The sequence below is a fragment of the Dactylosporangium sp. CA-092794 genome, assembly GCF_050948465.1.
Classification (GTDB): Bacteria; Actinomycetota; Actinomycetes; order Mycobacteriales; family Micromonosporaceae; genus Dactylosporangium.
Map to the genome: position 1 here is coordinate 12,729,101 of NZ_CP192044.1, position 20,697 is coordinate 12,749,797.

General features: G+C 66.1%; 12 protein-coding genes. 7 read left to right on the forward strand and 5 right to left on the reverse strand.

Translation table 11 applies throughout. The features are described 5' to 3' along the window. The first annotated feature begins 324 nt into the window (after nucleotides 1–324). From ACQPXD_RS55215 to ACQPXD_RS55235, 5 genes are all read left to right on the forward strand, one after another. Nucleotides 325–1,566, forward strand: a complete 1,242-nt coding sequence (locus ACQPXD_RS55215) for a cysteine desulfurase family protein (RefSeq protein ID WP_432833081.1) — start codon at nucleotides 325–327, stop codon at nucleotides 1,564–1,566. Further along, nucleotides 1,559–2,671: a DUF4007 family protein gene (locus ACQPXD_RS55220; RefSeq protein WP_432833083.1), complete on the forward strand. Its 1,113-nt coding sequence runs from the start codon at nucleotides 1,559–1,561 to the stop codon at nucleotides 2,669–2,671. Before ACQPXD_RS55215 ends, ACQPXD_RS55220 begins: the two co-directional genes overlap by 8 nt. Then, on the forward strand, nucleotides 2,668–6,255 hold the full coding sequence (locus tag ACQPXD_RS55225; RefSeq protein ID WP_432833085.1) for a hypothetical protein: 3,588 nt from the start codon (nucleotides 2,668–2,670) through the stop codon (nucleotides 6,253–6,255). Before ACQPXD_RS55220 ends, ACQPXD_RS55225 begins: the two co-directional genes overlap by 4 nt. Beyond that, a complete protein-coding gene (locus tag ACQPXD_RS55230; protein ID WP_432833087.1) occupies nucleotides 6,252–7,091 on the forward strand; it encodes a phosphoadenosine phosphosulfate reductase family protein in 840 nt (279 codons plus the stop codon). The genes ACQPXD_RS55225 and ACQPXD_RS55230 overlap by 4 nt, the downstream gene beginning before the upstream one ends. A 694-nt stretch (nucleotides 7,092–7,785) precedes the next feature. Beyond that, nucleotides 7,786–9,267 carry a DNA phosphorothioation-associated putative methyltransferase gene (locus tag ACQPXD_RS55235; RefSeq protein WP_432833089.1) on the forward strand — a complete coding sequence of 494 codons (1,482 nt, stop codon included), beginning with the start codon at nucleotides 7,786–7,788 and terminating at the stop codon, nucleotides 9,265–9,267. Nucleotides 9,268–9,424: 157 nt separating this feature from the next. Here ACQPXD_RS55235 and ACQPXD_RS55240 read toward each other — a convergent pair whose 3' ends face one another. Further along, entirely contained in the window at nucleotides 9,425–11,686 is a 2,262-nt protein-coding gene (locus ACQPXD_RS55240; RefSeq protein WP_432833091.1) for a GmrSD restriction endonuclease domain-containing protein, read from the reverse strand. Nucleotides 11,687–11,842: 156 nt separating this feature from the next. Continuing rightward, nucleotides 11,843–12,238: a hypothetical protein gene (locus ACQPXD_RS55245; protein WP_432833093.1), complete on the reverse strand. Its 396-nt coding sequence runs from the start codon at nucleotides 12,236–12,238 to the stop codon at nucleotides 11,843–11,845. A gap of 292 nt (nucleotides 12,239–12,530) precedes the next feature. Between ACQPXD_RS55245 and ACQPXD_RS55250 the strand changes: the two genes are divergently transcribed. Continuing rightward, nucleotides 12,531–17,753: a sacsin N-terminal ATP-binding-like domain-containing protein gene (locus tag ACQPXD_RS55250; protein WP_432833095.1), complete on the forward strand. Its 5,223-nt coding sequence runs from the start codon at nucleotides 12,531–12,533 to the stop codon at nucleotides 17,751–17,753. A 253-nt stretch (nucleotides 17,754–18,006) separates the two neighbouring features. Here ACQPXD_RS55250 and ACQPXD_RS55255 read toward each other — a convergent pair whose 3' ends face one another. Both ACQPXD_RS55255 and ACQPXD_RS55260 read right to left on the reverse strand, forming a co-directional pair. Beyond that, nucleotides 18,007–18,612, reverse strand: a complete 606-nt coding sequence (locus ACQPXD_RS55255; protein ID WP_432825384.1) for a transposase — start codon at nucleotides 18,610–18,612, stop codon at nucleotides 18,007–18,009. Further along, on the reverse strand, nucleotides 18,594–19,082 hold the full coding sequence (locus tag ACQPXD_RS55260; protein WP_432825383.1) for a winged helix-turn-helix domain-containing protein: 489 nt from the start codon (nucleotides 19,080–19,082) through the stop codon (nucleotides 18,594–18,596). Before ACQPXD_RS55260 ends, ACQPXD_RS55255 begins: the two co-directional genes overlap by 19 nt. Nucleotides 19,083–19,499: 417 nt before the next feature. Here ACQPXD_RS55260 and ACQPXD_RS55265 point away from each other — a divergent pair, with 417 nt between their 5' ends. Beyond that, on the forward strand, nucleotides 19,500–19,931 hold the full coding sequence (locus ACQPXD_RS55265; RefSeq protein ID WP_432833097.1) for a hypothetical protein: 432 nt from the start codon (nucleotides 19,500–19,502) through the stop codon (nucleotides 19,929–19,931). A gap of 57 nt (nucleotides 19,932–19,988) precedes the next feature. Here the strand turns inward: ACQPXD_RS55265 and ACQPXD_RS55270 are convergent, their stop codons facing one another. Further along, nucleotides 19,989–20,606 carry a hypothetical protein gene (locus ACQPXD_RS55270; protein WP_432833099.1) on the reverse strand — a complete coding sequence of 206 codons (618 nt, stop codon included), beginning with the start codon at nucleotides 20,604–20,606 and terminating at the stop codon, nucleotides 19,989–19,991. Nucleotides 20,607–20,697 lie beyond the last annotated feature (91 nt).

The window sequence follows — 20,697 nt, forward strand, 5'->3', positions numbered from 1 at the left end:
ACGGCGGTGTAGATCATCTAGGCGGCATCCTCCGCGCGCATCGCCTTGAGCTCGCTGGTCACGTGGTCATGGAACGGATGCCAACGACATCGACCCAAGCGCTCACTCTATCGCGCTGACGCCACCGAAGGGCACCGCGGCCCATCGCGGCGCGAGGTACCCCCGTGCCGTTCCTCAGCCCTTCCGGACGTCGTTGGACCCCGATGCGACAAGGGCGCCCGAAACGGTCATCGGGGCATCAGAGCCGAACACTCGTACGGTAACGTTACGGCCCTAGATCACGGCTGGTGACTCGCGACGCGAGCCTCCAGCTATAAGGTGAGGATGACGACTGAGGGGAGAGGGATGGGGCAAAAAGGTACTGATCCCGTCATCTACCTCGACTACAACGCCACGGCACCCGTCCGTCCTGAAGCGCTAGCAGCGACTACGGCGGCGCTTGCCGCGGTCGGAAACGCCTCGAGCGTTCACGCTGCAGGCCGGGACGCCGCCTATGCGGTTGATCAGGCGCGCGAGCGAGTGGCGGCCCTGTTGGGCTGCTCACCGAGCGAGCTGATCTTCACGTCGGGGGCGACGGAAGCCAACAACCTCGCCATCCGTTCGGCCGCGACGCCTGGGCGGAGCCTAGTGGTCAGCGCGGTGGAACATCCGGCGGTGGGTGAAGCGGCAGCTGCGGTAGCCGATAGCGTCGGCAGCAAGGTGTACACGATCGGGGTCCACCGTGACGGCACATTGCGAGTCCCCGAGCTGGAGGAAGCCCTGGCGACGTCGCCCACCCTGGTTTCGGTCATGGCAGCGAACAACGAGACCGGTGTTCTGGCCGACCTCGATCTCGTGGTGCGACTCGCGCACGAAGCAGGGGCGCTGGTGCACTCAGACGCGACGCAACTCGTGGGCCGGCTGCCTATCGATCTCCGTGAGCTGCGGCTCGACCTGCTGTCACTGTCCGGACATAAGTTCGGCGCCCCGCAAGGGGTAGGAGCGCTGTTCGTGCGGCGGGGAACGGTGCCTGCTATCCGCCCGCTGGCATACGGCGGCGGTCATGAACGCGGACGCCGGCCGGGGACGCTCAACGTCCCCGGGATCGCTGGTCTCGGCGCCGCAGCTGATGCCGCCAGACGCGACCTTGAGCAGGAAGCAGCCCGGATCAGGACGCTGCGCGACCGCTTCGAGGCCGAGGTGATGACCGCACTGCCCGGCACACGGCGCAATGGTCATCCCGACCAGCGTCTGCCCGGGGTAACGAGCCTCACCTTCGACGGCCTGCCCGCCGACGCGCTCCTGGCCGCCATGCCTCACCTCGCCGCATCCGAAGGAAGCGCCTGCTCCTCCGGGGCACTGGAACCGAGCCACGTGCTGCTCGCCATGGGCCTGAGCCGCGACGAGGCCGACAGCACGATCCGATTCTCTCTCGGCCACGCCACCAGCGCCGATGACATCGACCGAGCCGTTCAATGCGTGACCGACGCTGCGCACCGGGTCCGGAGCGCCCTGCACCCGAACATCACCACGACCGCCCCCGCCCATCCCGGGGGACAGGAAGGAACGCGGAGACACGATGCTTGAAACCAAGCTCAAGGACGTCGCTGAGCCCTCGTTCTCCCGCCACGAGACCTTCCACCCCCGGTTCGGATGGCTCCTCAAGGCGTACACCGCGCTGACCAACCCCGACATTGGCAACGACGTGTTCCTGCGCGACAACGCGACCGTGACGCTGGGAGTTGGCAAGAACATGGTCAACGCCATTCGGTTCTGGTCGTACGCGTTCAAGCTGACCGTTGAGTACCCCAAAGACCCGACCTCGCGGGCGAACGTCGCGTCACCGACCTGGGAGGCGCGCTGGCTGCTTGATGAGAACGGCGCCGACCCGTACCTGGAGGACACCGCAAGCCTCTGGCTCTTGCACTGGTGGCTGTTGGCGAAGCCGTGCTACGCCCCGACCTGGTGGGTGGCCTTCCACGCCCAGTCCACTTCCCGTTTTAAGACGGCTGATCTGACCGAGACCACTCTGCGGCACGTTCGGCTGGCCGGCTGGGAACCTCCCGTCGAGGCGTCCGTGGCTAAGGACGCCGACTGCCTCACCAAGATGTACGGCCGCCGGGACGAACAGCCCGCCAAGGGCGCCCGGGTGGGGTTTGAGGACATGCTGGACTCCACCTTCCGGGAACTTGGGCTGCTGGAGCCGATCACCTTCGGCCGCGCTAACTCCGTCGACTCCTGGAAGTTCACCAGCACCGCCCGGACGTCACTGCCGCCGGCCCTGGTCGCTTACGCCTCCCTGGACTACGCGGCACGTGCCGGGGCACAGCAGGGCAGCTCGATAGCGGTGGCCCGCCTGGCGAACGAGCCCGGCGGCCCAGGTAAGGCATTCCGTCTCAGGGAACCGGAGATCGTCAATGCTCTTCAGGAAGTCGTTGCCGCGCACCCCCAGCTCGAGCTGATCGAAGGCATCGGCCAGCGCAGCCTAGGCTTCAACGCCCAACCCAAGGACCTCGCGTGGGACGTCCTGGACAACTACTACGGCGGGGTCCGCGCCCGCGACGGCTTCCCCGACCGAGAGACCTGGTACGCCATGCAGCCGCCCGGCATGCTGCGCGAGATGCGCCGCCGGGGCCGTACCGATCTGCTCGACCAGCCGACGCTCGACCGACTTGCAGGAGCCCTGGTATGACTGCCCTCGGAACGCCGCCGACCCGCAGCCCGCAGGCGCCCGCTGGCATCAGCATCGTCAGCAGCCGGCTGCGGTCGACCAACATCGAACGCGACGTCCGCGCCGAACACCTCGGCCCCTTGCACGTCGGTATCCGGGCACAGGATGTGCTGGACCGGGTTACCGCCGCACTGGAGGACCCGGGACGTACCCGTGCCTGGTCGCTCACCGGGCCCTACGGATCCGGTAAATCGACGCTCGCGCTCGTCACGACATCACTGCTTGGCCACGCAGGCAGCCGCCGCAGTGATGCCGAGAAACTGCTCACCGAAGCTAGTCCCATCCTGGCCCGGCGCCTGACCACTGCGCGCGACAAGATCGCACCCGACGGTTTCGTCACCTGCGTTACCACCGCACGACGCGAACCCCTGCTCGCCAGCGTTGCCCGCGGACTGCTCGAAGGCGCCTCCCGCACGTGGTCCGACGACACCATGCCGTCGGCGGTGCGACACGCCCTCGCGCCACTCGCCACGACCGGGCTCGGCCACCAGCAGCTTCTGAGCGCGGTGCGCGCGTTGTGTGAGCAGGCTCCGGTCCTGCTGGTCATCGACGAGTTCGGCAAGTCGCTGGAGCACCTCTCAGCGCACGGCGACTTCAGCGACGCCAGCAGTGACGTCTATCTGCTGCAGGAACTCGCGGAACTCGGCGCCGGCGCACGCGGCGTACCGCTGTACCTGCTCACCATGCAGCACCTGTCCTTCGGCGACTACGCGTCCCGCTCGAACACGCTACTCACTCGCGAATGGGCGAAAATCCAGGGCCGGTTCGAAGATATCCTCATGACCGTCCACCTCGGCGACACTGTCGAGTTGGTCCGCCGCACCCTTGACCACAGCGGCGTCACCGCCAGGGGCCGCAAGCTCATCACCGAACACGCCACAGCCTCGGCACGGGCCTGGACCGACCGCGGCCTCGAAGGCATTCTCGCTGCCGACCAGGAGTTTTTCGCCCAGGTTTACCCGCTGCACCCGTTGACCACCGTCGTCGCCCCGCTGTTGGCAGCCCAGATCGGGCAACACGACCGCAGCGTGACGGGCTTCATCGCCAACGACGAACCGCACACGGCACGCCGGTTCCTGGCCAGCTACGCCACCGACAAGCCAACCACCGCCTCCACCATCCGCATCTCGGACGCCTTCGACTTCTTCTTCACCGCCGGCCGCACCACCGTCCTGGCCTCGGCCAACGCGAGTCGATGGATGGAGATAGATAATCGCATCGCGGAGGCACACGGTCTTCCTGAATATGATCAGGTCATCCTCAAAACCGTCGGGATGCTGAACCTGGTTGACGCCTCCGGCGCCTTACGAGCCAGCATGGACACCATCCTGTTTGCGCTGGCCGACCCAACCACGCTCGATGACACCGCGACCCGGCAACAGCTAGCGGACCGCGTCGCCAGCCTCGTCGAACGTGGCTTCCTGGTATACCGGCAGTTCAGCGACGAATACCGGGTCTGGCAAGGCAGCGATGTCGACCTCACCGCGCACATCGAGCAACTGATCGACAGCTGCGACGACCACACCGCCGTTAGGCTCATTTCCGACTACCTGCCCCCCGCAGTGGTAGCCGGCAAGCACAGCCAGCGCACCGGCATGCTGCGCTACTTCGTCACGAAAGCGACCGACTCCGAGACCCCCAGCGTCGAGGGGCCGTCGGCCGCCAACGCAGAAGACGGTGTACTGCTGTTCCACTTCGGTACAAGCGACACCATCCCGACGGTCCGGACCGAACGCCCTGTCGTGGCAGGCACCACCGAACATGCCGACAAGGTTCTCCACGCCGCCCGCTACCTGCACGCTCTGAACGAACTGCCGGCCCACGTCGAACTCGACGGCGTCGCCAGCGCTGAGGTGAAGGAACGTATCGCCCAGGCCAGCGCCGAACTCGCCACCCGCGTTGCCGAGGCTTTCCTGCCGAGCCAACTGGCTCCCAAGTGGTACCTAATGTCATTAACCGCCGGAGCAGCAACCTGGTCCCCTACCTGCAAGCGAGTCAGGGGCCGCAGCCTCGCCGAACTCGTCTCCAAGGCGTGCGACAGCGTGTTCCCCGACGCGCCGCACATCCGCAACGAGATGCTCGGCCGGCACAAACTGACCAGCCAGGCAGCCAAAGCCCGCCGCGAGCTCATCACCGCCATGATCAATTCGCCGGGCCAGCCCAACCTCGGCATCGAGGGCTACGGGCCGGAACGCGCCATGTACGGCGGCGTTCTGGAATACCTGCGCCTACACCGCCTCACGCCGGCCCGCCCCGACGAGGCCGGTCACCTGACGTTCGGCTTCTGCGAACCCGAACCACCCACGCCGACTAAGAGAAACTCGCTGTACCCCGCCTGGACAGCGATGCGTCAGCAGATGTACGCCGCCACCGAAAAGCCGGTGCGCCTCGACACCGTGTACAGCCTTCTGGAAGCGCCCCCGTTCGGGATGCGTCCCGGCGTCATCCCGATCATCGTGCTAACCGCACTCATCATCGGCAGCCAGGAACTCGCGCTCTTCGAGGAAGGGACCTACCAGACCCGGCTCACCGACGCGCTCGCTGAGCGGATGCTCAAAGCGCCGGAACGGTTCGCGGTCAAGGCCATGGGCGTACAGGCTGGCCCCCGCAAGATCGCGGTCGACGAGATCGCGCAGGAGATCGGCGCCCGGATGCCGGCAGCACCCCCAGCGAACGCACGCAACGTGGCACCCCTGGCAATCACCCGTGAGCTGCTCGACCGCGCCCGAACGCTCTCCTCGTACGCAGACCGCACCCAGCAGATTCCCAAGCAGGCCCAGGCGGTACGCCAGGCGCTCAAAACCGCCCGCGAACCAGACACCCTGCTGTTCAGCGAACTTCCCGCTGCGCTCGGGCTCAAGCCGATCCCCGCCGACGGGCCCACCGACGAACAGACCGCACGCCGGTACGCCGCTTCCTTGAGCAAGGCCCTCGCCGACATCAGCCGCGCCGACGTCCGGCTTCGCGACCAGGTCGTCAAAGCCATCGCTGCCGCGTTCCACATGCCCACGAATCTCAGCAAGCTACGCGAGCGCCTCGGCGCCTACACGCAGCCGCTCGCCGAGGTGAACCTCGTGGAAGCGAAACTGCGTGGCGTCATCACGCTGGCCCAAGACACCGACCTCACGGACGACGAGTGGCTCGACCCGTTCGTCGTCCGGATCGTCGGCCGCGGACTATCCGACTGGCGTGACGGCGACATCACCACGTTCGCCGTCGAGGCCCGCTCGGTCGCGCGCTCCATCGAACGGCTCGCCAACCTGCACCAGGCGAGCAGTCCACAACCCGCCGACTCCACCTTCGTCTCTCAGACGATCACGCTCACTCACGCCGATGGCCAGGAGTTTCACACCGTCGTCCATCTCTCCGACGACGAGCGCGCGAACGCCCAGGCGCTGCTGCCGGAACTGATCGCCTTAGCCCGCAAGAAGATCGGCGAGAACGGTGAACGGGCCCTGCTCGCCCTGCTCGCCGAGAATGTCATAGCCGAGAGGGACACTGGCAACGACGGCGCATCACGCACGCGAAGGAAGTCCACCCGATGACCGCACCACGGCAACGCACTCCCGACGAGACCCGTCACGTCCTCGGCATCTCCGGAGGCAAGGACTCCTCCGCCCTCGCGATCTACATGCGCGGGAAGGTGCCTCAGATGGAGTATTTCTTCTGCGATACCGGCGCCGAACTGCCCGAGACGTACGACTATCTCAACCGTCTCGAAGCCGCGCTCGGCAAGCAGATCGTCCGCCTCAACGCGACCCGCGACTTCGACCACTGGCTGCAGGTCTACCAGGGCACGCTACCGAGCGCCTCCATGCGGTGGTGCACCAAGAACCTCAAGATCAAGCCGCTTGAGGAATGGCTCGGCGACGACCCCGCGATTTCCTACGTCGCCATCCGCGCCGACGAGAACCGTCTCGGCTACGTCAGCACCAAGCCCAACATCAAAGCCGTATTCCCTTTCCGGGAAGACGGCATCGACCGCGACGGCGTCAATCGCATCCTCGACGAATCGGGTATCGGCCTGCCGGCCTACTACGAATGGCGCACCCGTTCCGGGTGCTACTTCTGCTTTTTCCAGCGTAAGCACGAATGGGTCGGCCTCGCCGACCGGCACCCCGAACTGTTCGAACGCGCCGTCGATTACGAAGACAAGGTCAACTACCAGGCGACCGCGATGCAAGGCCGCCAGTACACCTGGTCACAGGGCGAATCCCTGCGTGAACTCCTCGACCGGCGTGAAGCCATCGAAGAGCGGCATGCCGCCGCGCTCGCCCGCGCGGCGGCCAAACCACGGCCCAACCTGCCGCTGATCGAGGTTCTCACCGATGCCCTCGACGAGGACAGCGACGAGGCCGGCTGCGCCGTCTGCCACCTCTAACTGTTAGGACATACCTCAGCTAGCACCAGCAAGACGTCCGGATCCCGAAGCAGCCTGTTGTAGGGCTGATGCCACCACGACCGGCACGCTGCCGCACTCGCGAATACGCCGACCGCGGCAGCGTGCCGACTCGCCGTATGCACGATCAACGCCACCACGCTCGTGCCGTCGGCCGGCTCGTCCGCCTCAGACAAGATGAGGACGGCGTCCCTCGCCAAGTCGACCACGGCCTGCGGATTGCGGAAGGTCCCTGTCGACCGCTGCACCCCGGCAGGGCTAATCATGGTCGCGTCAAAGCTCAATTCTTTTCCGAGCGGAGCCTGCAGTGCGAACGACAATTCATTATCGCCCCGTAAATGCGCTTTCAAGGGACCCGTCCTCCATGGCTAGTTCCACCGGCGGACAGTGACCCGTGCGTCATGCCGGACAGTCAAGTCGAACTGGCGGCGACGGGTAAAGGAGCGGACTGTATTGAGCGGTTGAGGGCCAGGCGACTGAATTCGAGATCCGGGCAGGGTGCAATAGCATCAGCTGCACTCCGCGCGTACGCTTCGAATCTCGGCGGGGAGCATGCAAAATCCCACTCATGGACAGCAGCCAGGTGGTTCCCGATGGCCGGCAGCGCGACTGCGTCACAGGTCGAGGCAGGCGACCCTGGCGCCAGCCTCCTGTGCGCTCAGCAGGGCGGTGATGGATGAGCACTGAGCAGGCGATCCCCCGACACCGCACCGCGATCGCGCGGCCTGACCTGTCCAAGCCGATCGCGCGGGCACTCGCTGACGGGATCATCACAAAGAGCTCCAGCCTTTTCGACTACGGATGCGGTCGGGGACTCGACGTGACGCGACTGCGTGCCCTCGGGTACGAAGCCGACGGCTGGGATCCCTCACACCGCCCCACCGCGGATATCCGTTCGGCAGACGTCATTAACCTTGGCTACGTCGTGAACGTCATCGAGAACCCGATGGAGCGGGCGCAAACGCTGCGTGCCGCTTGGGAACTCGCCAAGAAGGTCCTAGTCGTAGCGGCCCGACCGGACTGGGAAGGGCGCACCGTAGCGGGAAAACGCCACGGCGACGGTGTCCTGACCACTCGAGGGACGTTTCAGAAATTCTTCACCCAAGACGAGCTGCAGAAGTGGATCAAGGGCGAGCTGCGAGTGGAGTGCATCGCTGCTGCGCCCGGGATCTTCTACGTTTTCCGCGACGAAAGCCATGCGCAGTCCTTGCTCGCCTCCCGCACTCGGCGCCGCTCCGTTCCGGTGCGTCGGCCTCAGCTGCGCCAGGCGCTGTACGACGCTCACCGCGACGTCATGGAGGAGATACACGGTTTCATAGCCGACCGGGGGCGGCTACCCGAACTGTGGGAGCTCAACGGCAGTGCTGATCGACTTACCACTGCCTCACTCTCGATTAAGCGAGCAGCCGCCATCCTCCGCCAGGTTGTCGGCGCGGAGGACTGGGACCGGGACCTGGAAGCCGCGCAAGACCGAGCCCGGCAAGACCTTCTTGTCTACCTCGCACTAGCCGCGTTCACCCGCCGGCCCAAAGCGTCGCACCTGCCCCGCGAGATCGCCCTCGACATCAGAACGCTCTTCGGCTCCTATAGCGCGGCGTGCGATCGCGCCGATCAACTGCTACACAGCGTCGCCGACCAAAGCGCCGTGAACATCGCCTGCGCACAGTCCAAGGTCGGAAAGCTGACGCCCGAGGCCCTTTATGTGCACCAGACCGCGTCAGAGCACCTGAGCCCGCTTCTGCGGGTCTACGAGGGGTGTGCGCGCGTGCTAACGGGCAATATCGCGGACGCCAACATCATCAAGCTGTCAAGGACCGGCCCGAAGGTCTCCTACCTTTCCTATCCCGATTTCGACCGTGATCCTCACCCAGCACTCGCCAGCTCAGTGCGCGCGGACCTACGCCGGCTCGACGTGAGATACACAGACTTCCGTGAATCATCGAACCCACCGGTTCTTCATCGGAAGGAGACATTTGTCGCTGATGACTACCCTCGGCGAGATAAATTCACGCGGCTGACGCGCCAGGAGGAGCGCGTCGGCCTGCTCGAGGACAGTAGCTCTATCGGCACGCGGGAAGGTTGGCGGACACGTCTGGACAACGCCGGCTACCAACTTCAAGGCCACCGACTCGTCCGGACCCCGCCGTCAAGATCGTGAATACGGACAGCAGCGTCCGAGCCGATGAACGGCCACTGCAAAGTCATTAGCCTCCGCTGGCATATGGCGGCACGGATATCTGACGCGCGGCTTGCATCTGGGGAGCCCGGTCGCGCAGCAAAGCCATGGCGAACGGCGGTCCGTGCCGTGGCGCCAATCATGCCAACATCGGCCACAACCGCTCGACCGCGAGCTCCGCTAGGCGCTGCCCTCGCTGTGCGATATACGCATCAGAAAGGGGTGTGTCCTGTTTACCTAGGAAGTCACAGAAGGGCAAGTATGAGGCTGACTGCAGGACCGTTTTTGTCTTCAGAGCCAGACCCGGAAGTTGCTGTTGCATATGGCTCACTCGTGCACTCGGGTCCGTCTCGGACAACACTGCATAGACACTCTTTTTATACGCCCAGGTCTTGTTCCCGATTAACTCATTAAGATCAGTCGGCATTAGCGTAAGGTTCCCGAGGCGGTCTATGAGGCCCTGCTCGTAGATTTTAAGATCGTACGACGTATCGCCCTGAACTGGGTTTTGGGGAGCAATGTGCTCGACCGAGTAGTGTGAATCCCACACCTCCGGCGTCAGAGCCCGGAAAGATCCCGAAACGCCCCGCTTAACTAGACCCGGCGCGACGTGGTCCTCGACCCGATCGTCATGGGCGCACAGGAGGACGAACTTTGCGAGTTGCTTACTCGTCTGGTACAGCGGTTGCTTCGTCACCTCGGTGACCCAGGCCGCCATGGAGGGAATGTTCCCGCGCACGGACAGGACGTTCCTCAAGGCCGCACGGATCTCCGCCGCCGGGGGAACAGACCCCGACACGCCGCTGGCGCGCCTCGCCATGGCCGGAAGCCCCGTCTCCGAGTGACCGGTAGCCATCAGTTTGCGGTGGACGTCATCGATCCCTCGTGTCGTTGCTCGCGACGTCCGCCAGAGAACCCAGAAGGCAGTCACGGCCCGCAGGACGCTCATGAACTCGTCCCGGCTGTGCAGACTCTGGCTGTCAGCCCACACGGAGTAGTAGCGCGCTAACAAGGCTAGAACCACTGTGTGGTTAGTCGACCGCAAGACCTCCAAGCATAAGCGGTCCAGATCAGAGCCTAGCGACATGAGCGGCGATGGGCCGCTACGGGGCCAGACGTCGCATATAAAAGCCGAAACGTCGGCGAGCTGGCCGACGAAATCGCGCGCTGTTGTGATGTGCCCGTTCGGTGGTGCCACAGATTGAAACTCGGAGCGAAGATAGCGCCGTTGGTCGAGAAGAGTGCGGGATAGTTTTCGTCCCGTCTCCGCCAGCGCGAACGCGGTGAGCATGTCCGCTATCGACTTCCCGCGGCCGTCTGCTTTCATGGAAGAGGGGAAGTAGGATTCAACTCGACTGAACGCCGCCGCCGAGGGTGATGTGCTGTAATCCGTGTTCCCGCCCTCGCTGCGCACCACCAACGGCTTCAGCGTCTCCAAGGCCGTCAAAGGTTGCCCTGTGGTGTTGAGTGGCTCAAACAACGCGAAGGCGTACTCTTCATCCGGCGCCTTCACGTCGATGACCAGTACCCCGTTCAGTAGGAATGACGCAACGACGAGGAGTCGTGCGGCCGATTTCCGACGGTCATCCAACAGTTCGGGTTGTGCCACAGGGGCTGGACTGGACCCAATAAGCGCCTTCGCCATGCCAATGTCTCGAAGGAAGCGAAGCTCTGTAAGGACATCACAGTCAACATCTGCGCCGTCCTTGCGCAAATTGTCGATGTGGCTGGTGATTACCCGGAGCACCGACTCCAGGTGGCGTCGATCGGTGGGTACCTTGATGGCGACATGTTGGTTGTTCTGGTTCCGATATCGAGTCGCCTCCATCAGTAACCACGCAACATCGCTCTCGTACCTTGCATGGATGGCGTCGTTGCCCCAAACGTCACTCGCCTGGCGAATCAGTCGAGGCTTCATGTTGAACTCGTCTATGCCTGAGTAGGTCTTGAACGCGATGGCGCCGAGTAGTTCGTCACGCCGCTCGCCCAACGTGTTCAACAACCACTCGTCGAGATCCTCTGCAGTGCCGCCGTCGATCTGCTGCTGTAGCCATCGCATGTCGGCGGAGACGAACCTTGACAAGACCACGAACACCGTGAGGAGTGTCGAAAGACGTTGCTGGCCGTCGACTACCTGGAGCACTGTTGTCGGAAGCGCGTCTGGATGCTTTGGCATCACACTTTCTCGGTCGCTGACCATGATGACCGTGCCCAGGAATGTCGATGGCGTCCCCCCGAGGGTTGCCCGCGTGATCCCCTGTTCCAGATCTTCAAACAGTCGATCGATCTCGTCCTCGCCCCACGTGAAGTCCCGCTGGTATGCAGGCACGTAGAACCCTTGCCCCGGCTGCAGGATCAACTGGCGAAGCGTCGATGGGTCGGCAGTGAAGGTGCTTGGCATGCGAGAACCTACCCCGATGATGGACTGCGCGCGGCGCGTTTGGCGCCCTCGATGATTGCACGAAGGGCCGCGACATGGCATCGAACGCCCCCTGCGCCCGGACCTCGTGCTCGCTGGCTCACTCCAATGACGAGGCTGCCGCGTTGCCGTCGTCGGCTATCCGTCAGACGACGGGCGCGGACAGGCCGGGCGGTGGTCGGTCGCGGAGGCAAGTAGGTCAGCGGCGGAGGCCGCGGATGCCGCACGGACCTGCGCGGCGGCATCGAGGTGGCGGGTGGGCCCGATGCTGCGACGCAGCGGCGCCGCCACCTTCCGAGCGCCCACGCCGCCATCGACACCGTCGCCCTGGTCGTCGTCCTTACCGACCACCGTCTCGAGCGACACACCTTCCGCACCGTGACGATCGGCGGAGACCACTTGCCGGTACTCAACACCCGCGGGGTCACCGACGAGCGGTTCACCCGGCAGCTGCCCCTGCTCGGCCCGGACGTCCAGGCCGCCATCGCCGTGCTGCGCGTCGCGGTCATCGGCGCCGGCGGCACCGGCTCTCACGCATCCTCAACCTCGCCTACCTCGGCTTCCAGGATTTGGTGCCGCCGGCGGCCTATCCGCCGACGACACCGCGCCTTAGCGGTCCACGTCGCATCCGGTTGGCCCGCAGCACCAACCCCACCGTGCCTCGAAATACTGCGTCAGGGTCGACCCGTCAGCGAAGGAGCAAGAAGTGACTAAAGTGTCCTCTCGTCGGGCAGCAGACCTCTGGCTCCGCGAACGAGCCCGAGGAACGGTATGGGCACACCTCGGCATCCGTGACGTGGCTGACTTCGCTCCAAGCGTCAAAAGCATGATCGAGCAGACCCAGCGCGAGTACAGCGGCCGGTTCCTGTTCGAGCTCATCCAGAACGCCTACGACCGCGAGCCGCAGGACGGCGAAGGTGGATGGGTAGTCATCGTCCTGGCCGAGGAAGAGGGCGATCATGGCACGCTGTATGCCGCGAACACCGGTCGGGGCTTCGACGCCCTCGACGTCCGCCGCATCGGCAGTCTGGGGCTGAGCGACAAGCGGGTCGGCGAGGGCATCGGCAACAAGGGCGTCGGCTTCAAAAGCGTGCTTCAGGTGTGCTCGGCGCCGGAGATTTACAGCACGCTGCCCGACGGCTCGCCCGGCTTCTGCTTCCGCTTCGCCACCCCGCACGACATCCCGGCGCTCGTCGACGGCGACCCCGAGCGCGAGGCGCAGGTGCTCGACGAACTGTCGCTGTACAACCTCACCGTCCCGGTCGAGGGTGTTCCGGCGCGCGTAGCCCGACTGTGGACGGAGGGCGCCGCGACAGTGGTGCGGCTGCCGTTGCGCCAGGCCGACGCGGCGGACGTCGTCAGGGCGGGCATCGCCGACCTTGAGTCGTCGGACGTTCCGGTGATGTTGTTCCTGGATCGTCTGCGGCGGGTCGAGGTCCGCAGGGAGTCCGGAGCCGTGAGCCACGCATTCGTCCTTGGGCGGGATCGCGGCCCCTCTCTAAACTCGGGCGAGGGGTTCGACAGCCATGTCGTGGATCTGGGCGATGAGGGCCGGTTCCTGGTGTTCGAGCGACGCGTTAACCCTGAGGCGGTGCACGACGTGGTCCGCCAGGCGATCGTCACGGGGCAGCTCGACAAGCGGTGGAGTCAGTGGACAGCACCAGTGTCGGTATCCGTTGCTCTGCCCCGCGGCACCGCCGACGCCGCCACCGGCCGCTGCTACACCTACCTGCCGATGGGTCCCAAGGCGCCGTCACCGCTCGCGGGACACCTCAACGCCCCGTTCTTCACCAACTTCGCCCGGACCGACATCCCGCTCGACCACCCGCTGAATGACCTGCTGGTGCGCGAGGTCGCGCAGCTGTGCCTCGACGCCGCTGCGGCACTCACGCGCCGCGACGACCCGTCGACGGCGGCCGACGTGCTCGACCTGGTGACCTGGGCCGAAGGCTACCTACCGGTCCTCGAGGCCGAGGCCGCCAGAACGGGCATCCCCCTGGCCGATCGGCCGGTCATACCGACCCGCGAACCGCAGATCTGGACAACGCTCGGGGACGTGTGGCGGTGGCCGTCCGACGACACCGCCGTGCTGACCTCGGAGCGCGCCTCGGCCGTGTGCGGCGTGCGGTTCCTTCCAGGGTTACCAGCCGGGCGGTGGGATCGGCTCACCGCGCTCATGAGCGCTCTGAAACTCGATTGGGACCCGGAGCCTGAACGGCTCGCGAACTGGGTGGAGGCGGTGATGGCCATCCTGCTCGCCGAACGGCGCCCGGTCCGGGACTGGGAGGACGCTTACACCGACCTCGCGATCCTGTTTGCCCGGGCCGCTGACGCCCTGCGCGGGCGGAAGGTCCTGCTCACCGACGACTGGGAGCTTCGGCCGTGCGCGGCGGCCACGCGCACCAACGACCCGGCCGCTACTGCCGCGGCAACGCCGTTCTTCCCGCCTGCGAGGCAGCGCGTCGACGACGAAGACGAGATTGATGCCGACGCCGACCTCGACCTTCCCAAGAGCCTGGCCCGGCGGGTGTTCTACGTGCACCGAGATCTGACGTGGTATGCGAACGGTCAACAAACTCGGGCGCGGCGCTTCCTGCAGAGCAACAACCTGGTGCGCCGTTTCGACATGCGCAGCATCCTTGACCACGTACGCGGCGAACTCAGCCGGAGCCGTTCGGTCGGCATCGCCCGCGACGCCTTACATCTGGCGTTCAACCTGATCCGCGCCGGCGGATTCGGCAAGGTCGACCTCAAGGGGCTCGGCCTGCGCGTACCGACGGCTGGCGGCGCTTGGGCTGCCGCGAGCTCGTGCTACTTCTCGGCGGGGTGGCCGCCCGACACCAACGGCGACGACCTGTCCACGATCGGAGGTACGCCGGAAGAGCGCTCACCCGAACTGCACAACCTGGGCAGACACCTTCTGGCACCGCCCGATGAAGTTATGGCAAAGTCCGGCGACCGCAGATTGTGGACCCGGTTCCTGCGCGAGATCGGCGTACGCGACGTTATCGCCCTGGCGAGCGTCACGGACCAGCGACTCGTCATGGGCCAGGAACTGGTCCGGTGGCGGCTCGGCCAAGTCTCCGGCCTGCCGGAGGCTGTGAACAGCGCCTGGCAGCGCAGCCTGCCGACGGGGTCCTCGGCGACGGCCCCCTACACGCCATACAGGCCGCAGTCGCCGTTGTTCTGGCTGCCGGGCCAGGGTGACTGGGAACGCCTGACCAGCCGCGTGCGCGGCGCACTGGCGAGACAAATCCTCACCGCCCTCAAAGGACCGTGGGCTAAGGACACACTCACCACCGTCTGGGAGAAGGACCGCCCGTACAACAAGGACTATGTCACCGTGCCTACGCCGCTACGCGCCTTCCTTACCGAAACGGCGTGGCTACCTGTTCAGCGCCCCGGGCAATCGGGCAACGAGCTTGTGCGACCTGGCCAGTGCTGGACTTTCCCGGTCCGTGCCGACCGCAGCGAGAACGGCCCGCCGCGCTTCGCCCCCCTGCTCAGCCGGAACTTGCGCGAACTACTCGACGACCATCCCGCCGCCATCGCACAACTCCGCGGACTGGGCGTAGGCGTCTGGGGCTCCGATCCCGACGCGGCGCGGCTTGTCCGCCACCTCGGCGACCTGGCGGCGAGCGACGTCGTCGCCGACGTCCATGGCTCTCAGTTTCAGGCGATGTACCGTGCGGCCTGGACGGCGTGCACGACCTCCGGGCAGATGCCCTTCCCGGCCAAAGCACGGTGCTACCTGGTCGCCGACGTCGGCGGAGTCGCCACGGCGCTAGTCATAGAGCCCCTCGGCCACGGGGCGGAACCGCTCCCGCTCGTCGTCGCCTCCACCGACGAGGACAAAAGCCTCCTTCGGCTGCTTGCCGACTTCCGCCGGCCCGTCCTCACAATCGACGCCCACGTCGAGAAGGCCGTCGCCATGTTGCGCCAGCGGATCGGCGCTCAAGTCGTCGCAGCGACCGACGTGGCGCCCGCGGTCCTCGTCGACGGCGCGCCGTTCACCAGCGACAAGTCGCACCCCGGGGAGACACTCGTCGACCTCGTGCCTCAACTACCCGTGCTGGTCGCCACGCTTGTCGAGTTCCGCCGAAGCTCGTTCGACCGCGGAGGCCAGCGCGCCTTCGACGACACTCTGGATGCCCTCCGCCGCGTGCGCATCGTCCACGCCGACCGCGTCGAGGTCCGTATCGGCGACGACATCCGTCCGCTGCCCGAACGCCTGTACGGCGTCCTGTCGATCCCGCACCCGGACCGGCCCAGCATCGTCATCGAAGGTCCCACCGCGCCACTCACCTGGCAGGCGATCGAACTTCTCGCCGAGCCCCTGCTCCACCTCGTTGGGCGACCTCACTTCACCGACGCGCTTCGCCTGGCCGCCGCTCGGCTTCGGGCCGCTGGCGTACCGTTCGGCACGCTCGACGACGACGATCTCGCCCTCGCCTGCGGCGTCAATCGCACGGACGTGCGCACCACGGCCCGCCGCGTGGAGACGGCCATCACGCCGCTGCTGACCCGGCTCTACCCGATTGTCGTCCACTTCGCCGGAGCGGAAACAGCTGCGGCGTTCGACCCCGAATCCACCTCAATCACTAGTGAAGCCGAAGCCCGTGACGCCGCCGCGCGCCTGGCAGAAACCCTCCCGTGCCCGCCCGGCGAACTGCTCGACGCGGCGCTGAACACGTCCTCCCTCGACCAACTCCGTCAAGCGCTGCGGATACCGCTGAAAGCCTTAAACGAGACCCTGGCGACGTTTGGCGGCCGGTACCCGGCGATGGACTACTCCGGACAGCACGCCGACGACTTCGCCGACCACGCCCGCGCCGCGCGAGGCCGGATCCTCGACCGGATCCGCTGGGCCCGCTGGCGTTTCTTCACGGCGTTCGAGCCCCAACTGGACTGGACGGCCATCAGGGACACCAAGGCGCTGACGCCAGACCCCGCCTGGGGCACCACCCTAGATCAGCTCTCAACGGATCTCATGGACCTGCGCATCGAGACCGAACTCGCCCGCCTGCTCGACGCGCCGCCGCCGACAACCGGCGACCCGCTGCAGAGCGTCGACGAATGCGCCAAACACAACAAGGACCTCATCGGCTCCGGCGTCGGACGGCTGACTCAGCTGGTGCGGGCCTGGCTGACCGCCCGCGGCCGATCGATTGCCGCGCCCTGGGTAGACCCCGAGTCGGCCGGCCGAGCCACGATCGAGGCTCTCGACCGCTGCGGCGCCCTGGACTTCGCCCCGCTGTCGCTGACCGACATACTCATCTGGCTGGGAAAGCTCGGCCTATGGCCTGCCGACATGCCAGCCTCGGACGACTTGACCGCCCTGAAGCTAACGCCCGCGGACCTCGACGCTCAGCGCTCTGAGGAACAACGCCGCCGAGCCGAGGCGGCCCGCCAGCGACGCACGGTTATTGTTGACGACGAACCGTTCGACCTCGATGACGGGCTCGCCCAGTTCGCCGCCACGCTCGATGCGTCACTCGCTCGGACACCGGCATTCCTCAAAACGTCGCGCCGGCACACCACCCTCGCCCCGATCGCCGACCTCCCTGGTGGCAGGCCGGGCTCCGGGGGCGGCGGTTCCACCAACGGCTACAGCGAACGCCGGCTAACCGATGCACAACGGGGCGCCATCGGCTTCGCCGGTGAATGGCTAGCCTACCAATGGCTGCAGCACGTCCACGGCACCGACTTCACGCCAGCGTGCTGGGTCTCCGAATACCGGCAGGAGATGTTCGCCGAACCGGGTGACGACGGCCTGGGCTGGGACTTCGCGGTGCCAGTTCGGCGGCTGACCTACCTCTACGAAGTCAAGACCAGCCGTCTCGATGGCAGTCAGATCGAGCTCGGCGAAACCCAGGTCCGTGCCGCCCAGCGCAACGCCAAGAACGACCACTGGCGACTCATTGTCATCACCAACGTGCTCAACGAACACCGCCAGCTGCACGTGTTACGCAACCCCTTCCACGAGGAAGCCCGAGGTCGCTATACGTTCGTCGGTCAAGGCCTGCGACTGCGGTATCGGCTCGACTGATCGAAGGCCTGGACGACGCCGCAACGCGGCGGACGACACAAGGGTCGAGCGGAATCAACCGCTCCCAAACAGACGAGCACCCAGGGAGGCGCCGCGGTCCATGTAGGACACCTAGAGCAGGTACTGAATCTTGAATAACCGCAGCTCACGACGCGAAAAACAGCGACAGGAATCGATGTAATGTCGGCTTGCCTGTGGATTAAAAGTCCACAGCTCTGCCTATTGAGCTACCGAGGCTGAAAGGTCGGGGTGATCACGGCGGTTGGGGTTGCAGAGCGAGGCCCGTTTCAGCGATGAAGGCGTCGAGGAGTCGCGGCCGATACTGCATGCTCTTGAGCCGCGTGCGCACGATCGTGGCGAGTTGGTCGGTGCTGCAGGCGGCGAGGTTGCCCAGCCCGCGCTTGAGGTTCGACCACACTCCCTCGGTCGGGTTCAGTTCCGGTGTGTACGCGGGCAGTTGGACCACAGTCAGCCAGTCGTGGGCCTCGACGAATGCCCGCATCGCCGCGCTGACATGGTGATTGAGGTTGTCCCAGATGAGCACGACCGGCGCGCGCAGCTGGGCGTGGACCGCGCCGAGCAGCCGGATGTAGTCGGCCTCGGCCAGGCCCTTCGGCTCACGTTTGCGGCCGTGATACACGCGGATGCGGAAGAACAGCCGGGTGCGCAGCCCCGGCCGGGCGGCGATCAGCCCGGCCATCGACACCCGGCCCGATCCCTTACCCGACACCGGCACCACCGGGGTCACCCCGCACCGCGACCAGGTGCTGGCCTTCGGCGGCCGCAACGACTGCCCGGCCTCGTCCTCGAAGCACACCCACGCCCCGAGGGCCCGGGCCGTCATCTGACCCGCGACCACGTCTCCTCCCGCCACACGGCGACCGCTCGCTCATCGCGTTCGACGGCCCGATGGACCGGCACCTGCGGGGTCCAGCCGATGCGGTGCAGCAGATACGACACGCCCCGCTCGGTGTAGCGCACATGGAACAGCCGGCCGACCAGCACGGTGATCCGCGGCAGCGTCCACCGCTGGTCCTCGACCCAGCCGTGCGCGGCCGGCCCCAGGTCCAGCTCGGCCTGCAACCTGGCCAGCCGGACCGGGTCCAGCCGGCACCGGCTCCCGCTGGGCCCCTTGGACCGCAACCCATCGCGCCCGGCCCGCCGCCAGGTCTGCTGCCACTGGTAGGCCGACTTCGCCGACACCCGCAACACCGAGGCGACCCGACCGGCCGGCACCTGCTCCTCGAACAGGTCAACAGCCTGCATCCGTACCATCTCGCGGCGGGCCCGGCCCTTCGCGCTCAGCCCGCCGCCATCGGCGTACCTCACACTGTCGGTATAGATCCCCGCCAGGCCTGGGTCACGCCGACACGCCGAGCCAACATCGACTCACCTCGACGTTTCGGCCTCAGTAGCAGCCCGCGCTTGACAGGGTACCTGCGCGCGACCCGTCGTTCCACGCGATACTCGCCGCAGACATCCCCGCACCACACGGACAGTAAGGGCCAACAGGCCTAATGGCCATACGAGCCAGCCGAAGGCTGACGACACCGACACTTGAGCAACACAGGATCCGCCCAAGAAGATCTGTACTTCGGAGGCATGGCATCCGCCCCCGCGACACTCCAAGGCACCGCTCCCTCCGGGGGGGCGGGCATACCCTGTGTACCCACGCCCGGCGTGACAGCCCCGCTCGCTTCCGTCTGCTCCCGCCCAGTCGGTCAGTGATCGCCATAAGCTGCGGCAATGAGCCGAAGCCTCAACGAAATCGCCGCCAAGCTGCGAGCGCTCAGACCGGCTGATTTTGACCTGGACAACGTCGAGGCCAACGGCGGCGAGCGGCTCGCGGCGCTCTCCGAACGGGATGACCCACAGCAGTGGGCGCCATTGCTCTACTCGCTCATGGAGCGGCTTGATGAAGCCGACCTGGGCAGTCCCGGCCCGATCGTGCACACCCTCGAGGCGTGGTCCGGCTACCATCCAGCGCTCGCCGAGTCGCTCCGGCGCAAACCGGCCCCGTTGACCGTCTGGATGGCCAACCGCGTTTTGAACCTCGATCCACCGGACGCCGCTGCCTGGCTAGAGCTCCTGCACCAGGCTGCGAAGCACCCAGCGGCCTCGGCCCAGGCTCAATCCGACGCCCACCACTTCCTCGAATACCAGGCCACCCGCCGGTAGCGATCGGCGCTCATTGTTACCGTGGCCTGCAAGCGTTGATCGAGTTGCCCTTGCTGCTCATACGTCGATAGCCCGGCCGAGCGCTTTGCCGAATGTTGAAGCCCAGCGCTTCGCGCTCGCCAGAATGTCGACCTCGATGCCGTTCGAGTTGAATTCCGGGCCGGCGTGTATCCGCCGGCGTACCTCCTGGGCAAGCGCTTCGTTGTGCAGATCCTCGGCCAGCAGGATGGCCTTGACCAAACGGTTGGGATAGTTGCCCAGGAGCGTTTGGGCATGCCAGCGGCCCCGTTCCACGTAGCCGAGTTGCATCATGACGTTGCAGAGGTCCGTCCGGTCGGCGATGAACGCGGTGGCTTCGCGCGCGCGTTCCACCAGTTCGGCCAGGTCGGCAGCGGAGCTTCGGGTGGGCCATCCGACGATCGGATCGACGTCGGGACGGATGGGTACAGCGAACCCGCTGGTTTCGGCGAGCAGGGCGCCGAGCTTTGCGTCGCCGGTGTTGAGGGACAGTGCCAGCCCACCAGAGCTGTCTTTGTCGAGCCACAAGGAGTACGCGAGGCCGGACGGTTCCGTCCAGCGGGCGCCTCGACGCATGTCGGATTCCGCGGTGTCAGGGATCACCCCGTGATCGACGAGGTGACGCAGGACGGCCTGGTACGACAGTGGTTGCGCCATTTGCGTGCTCCTAGCAGTCGCACCGCTCCCGGTGCTACACGGGCTCGGCCCAGACGACGACGTCGCTGCTGACCGGGCTGACCGGGCCGGC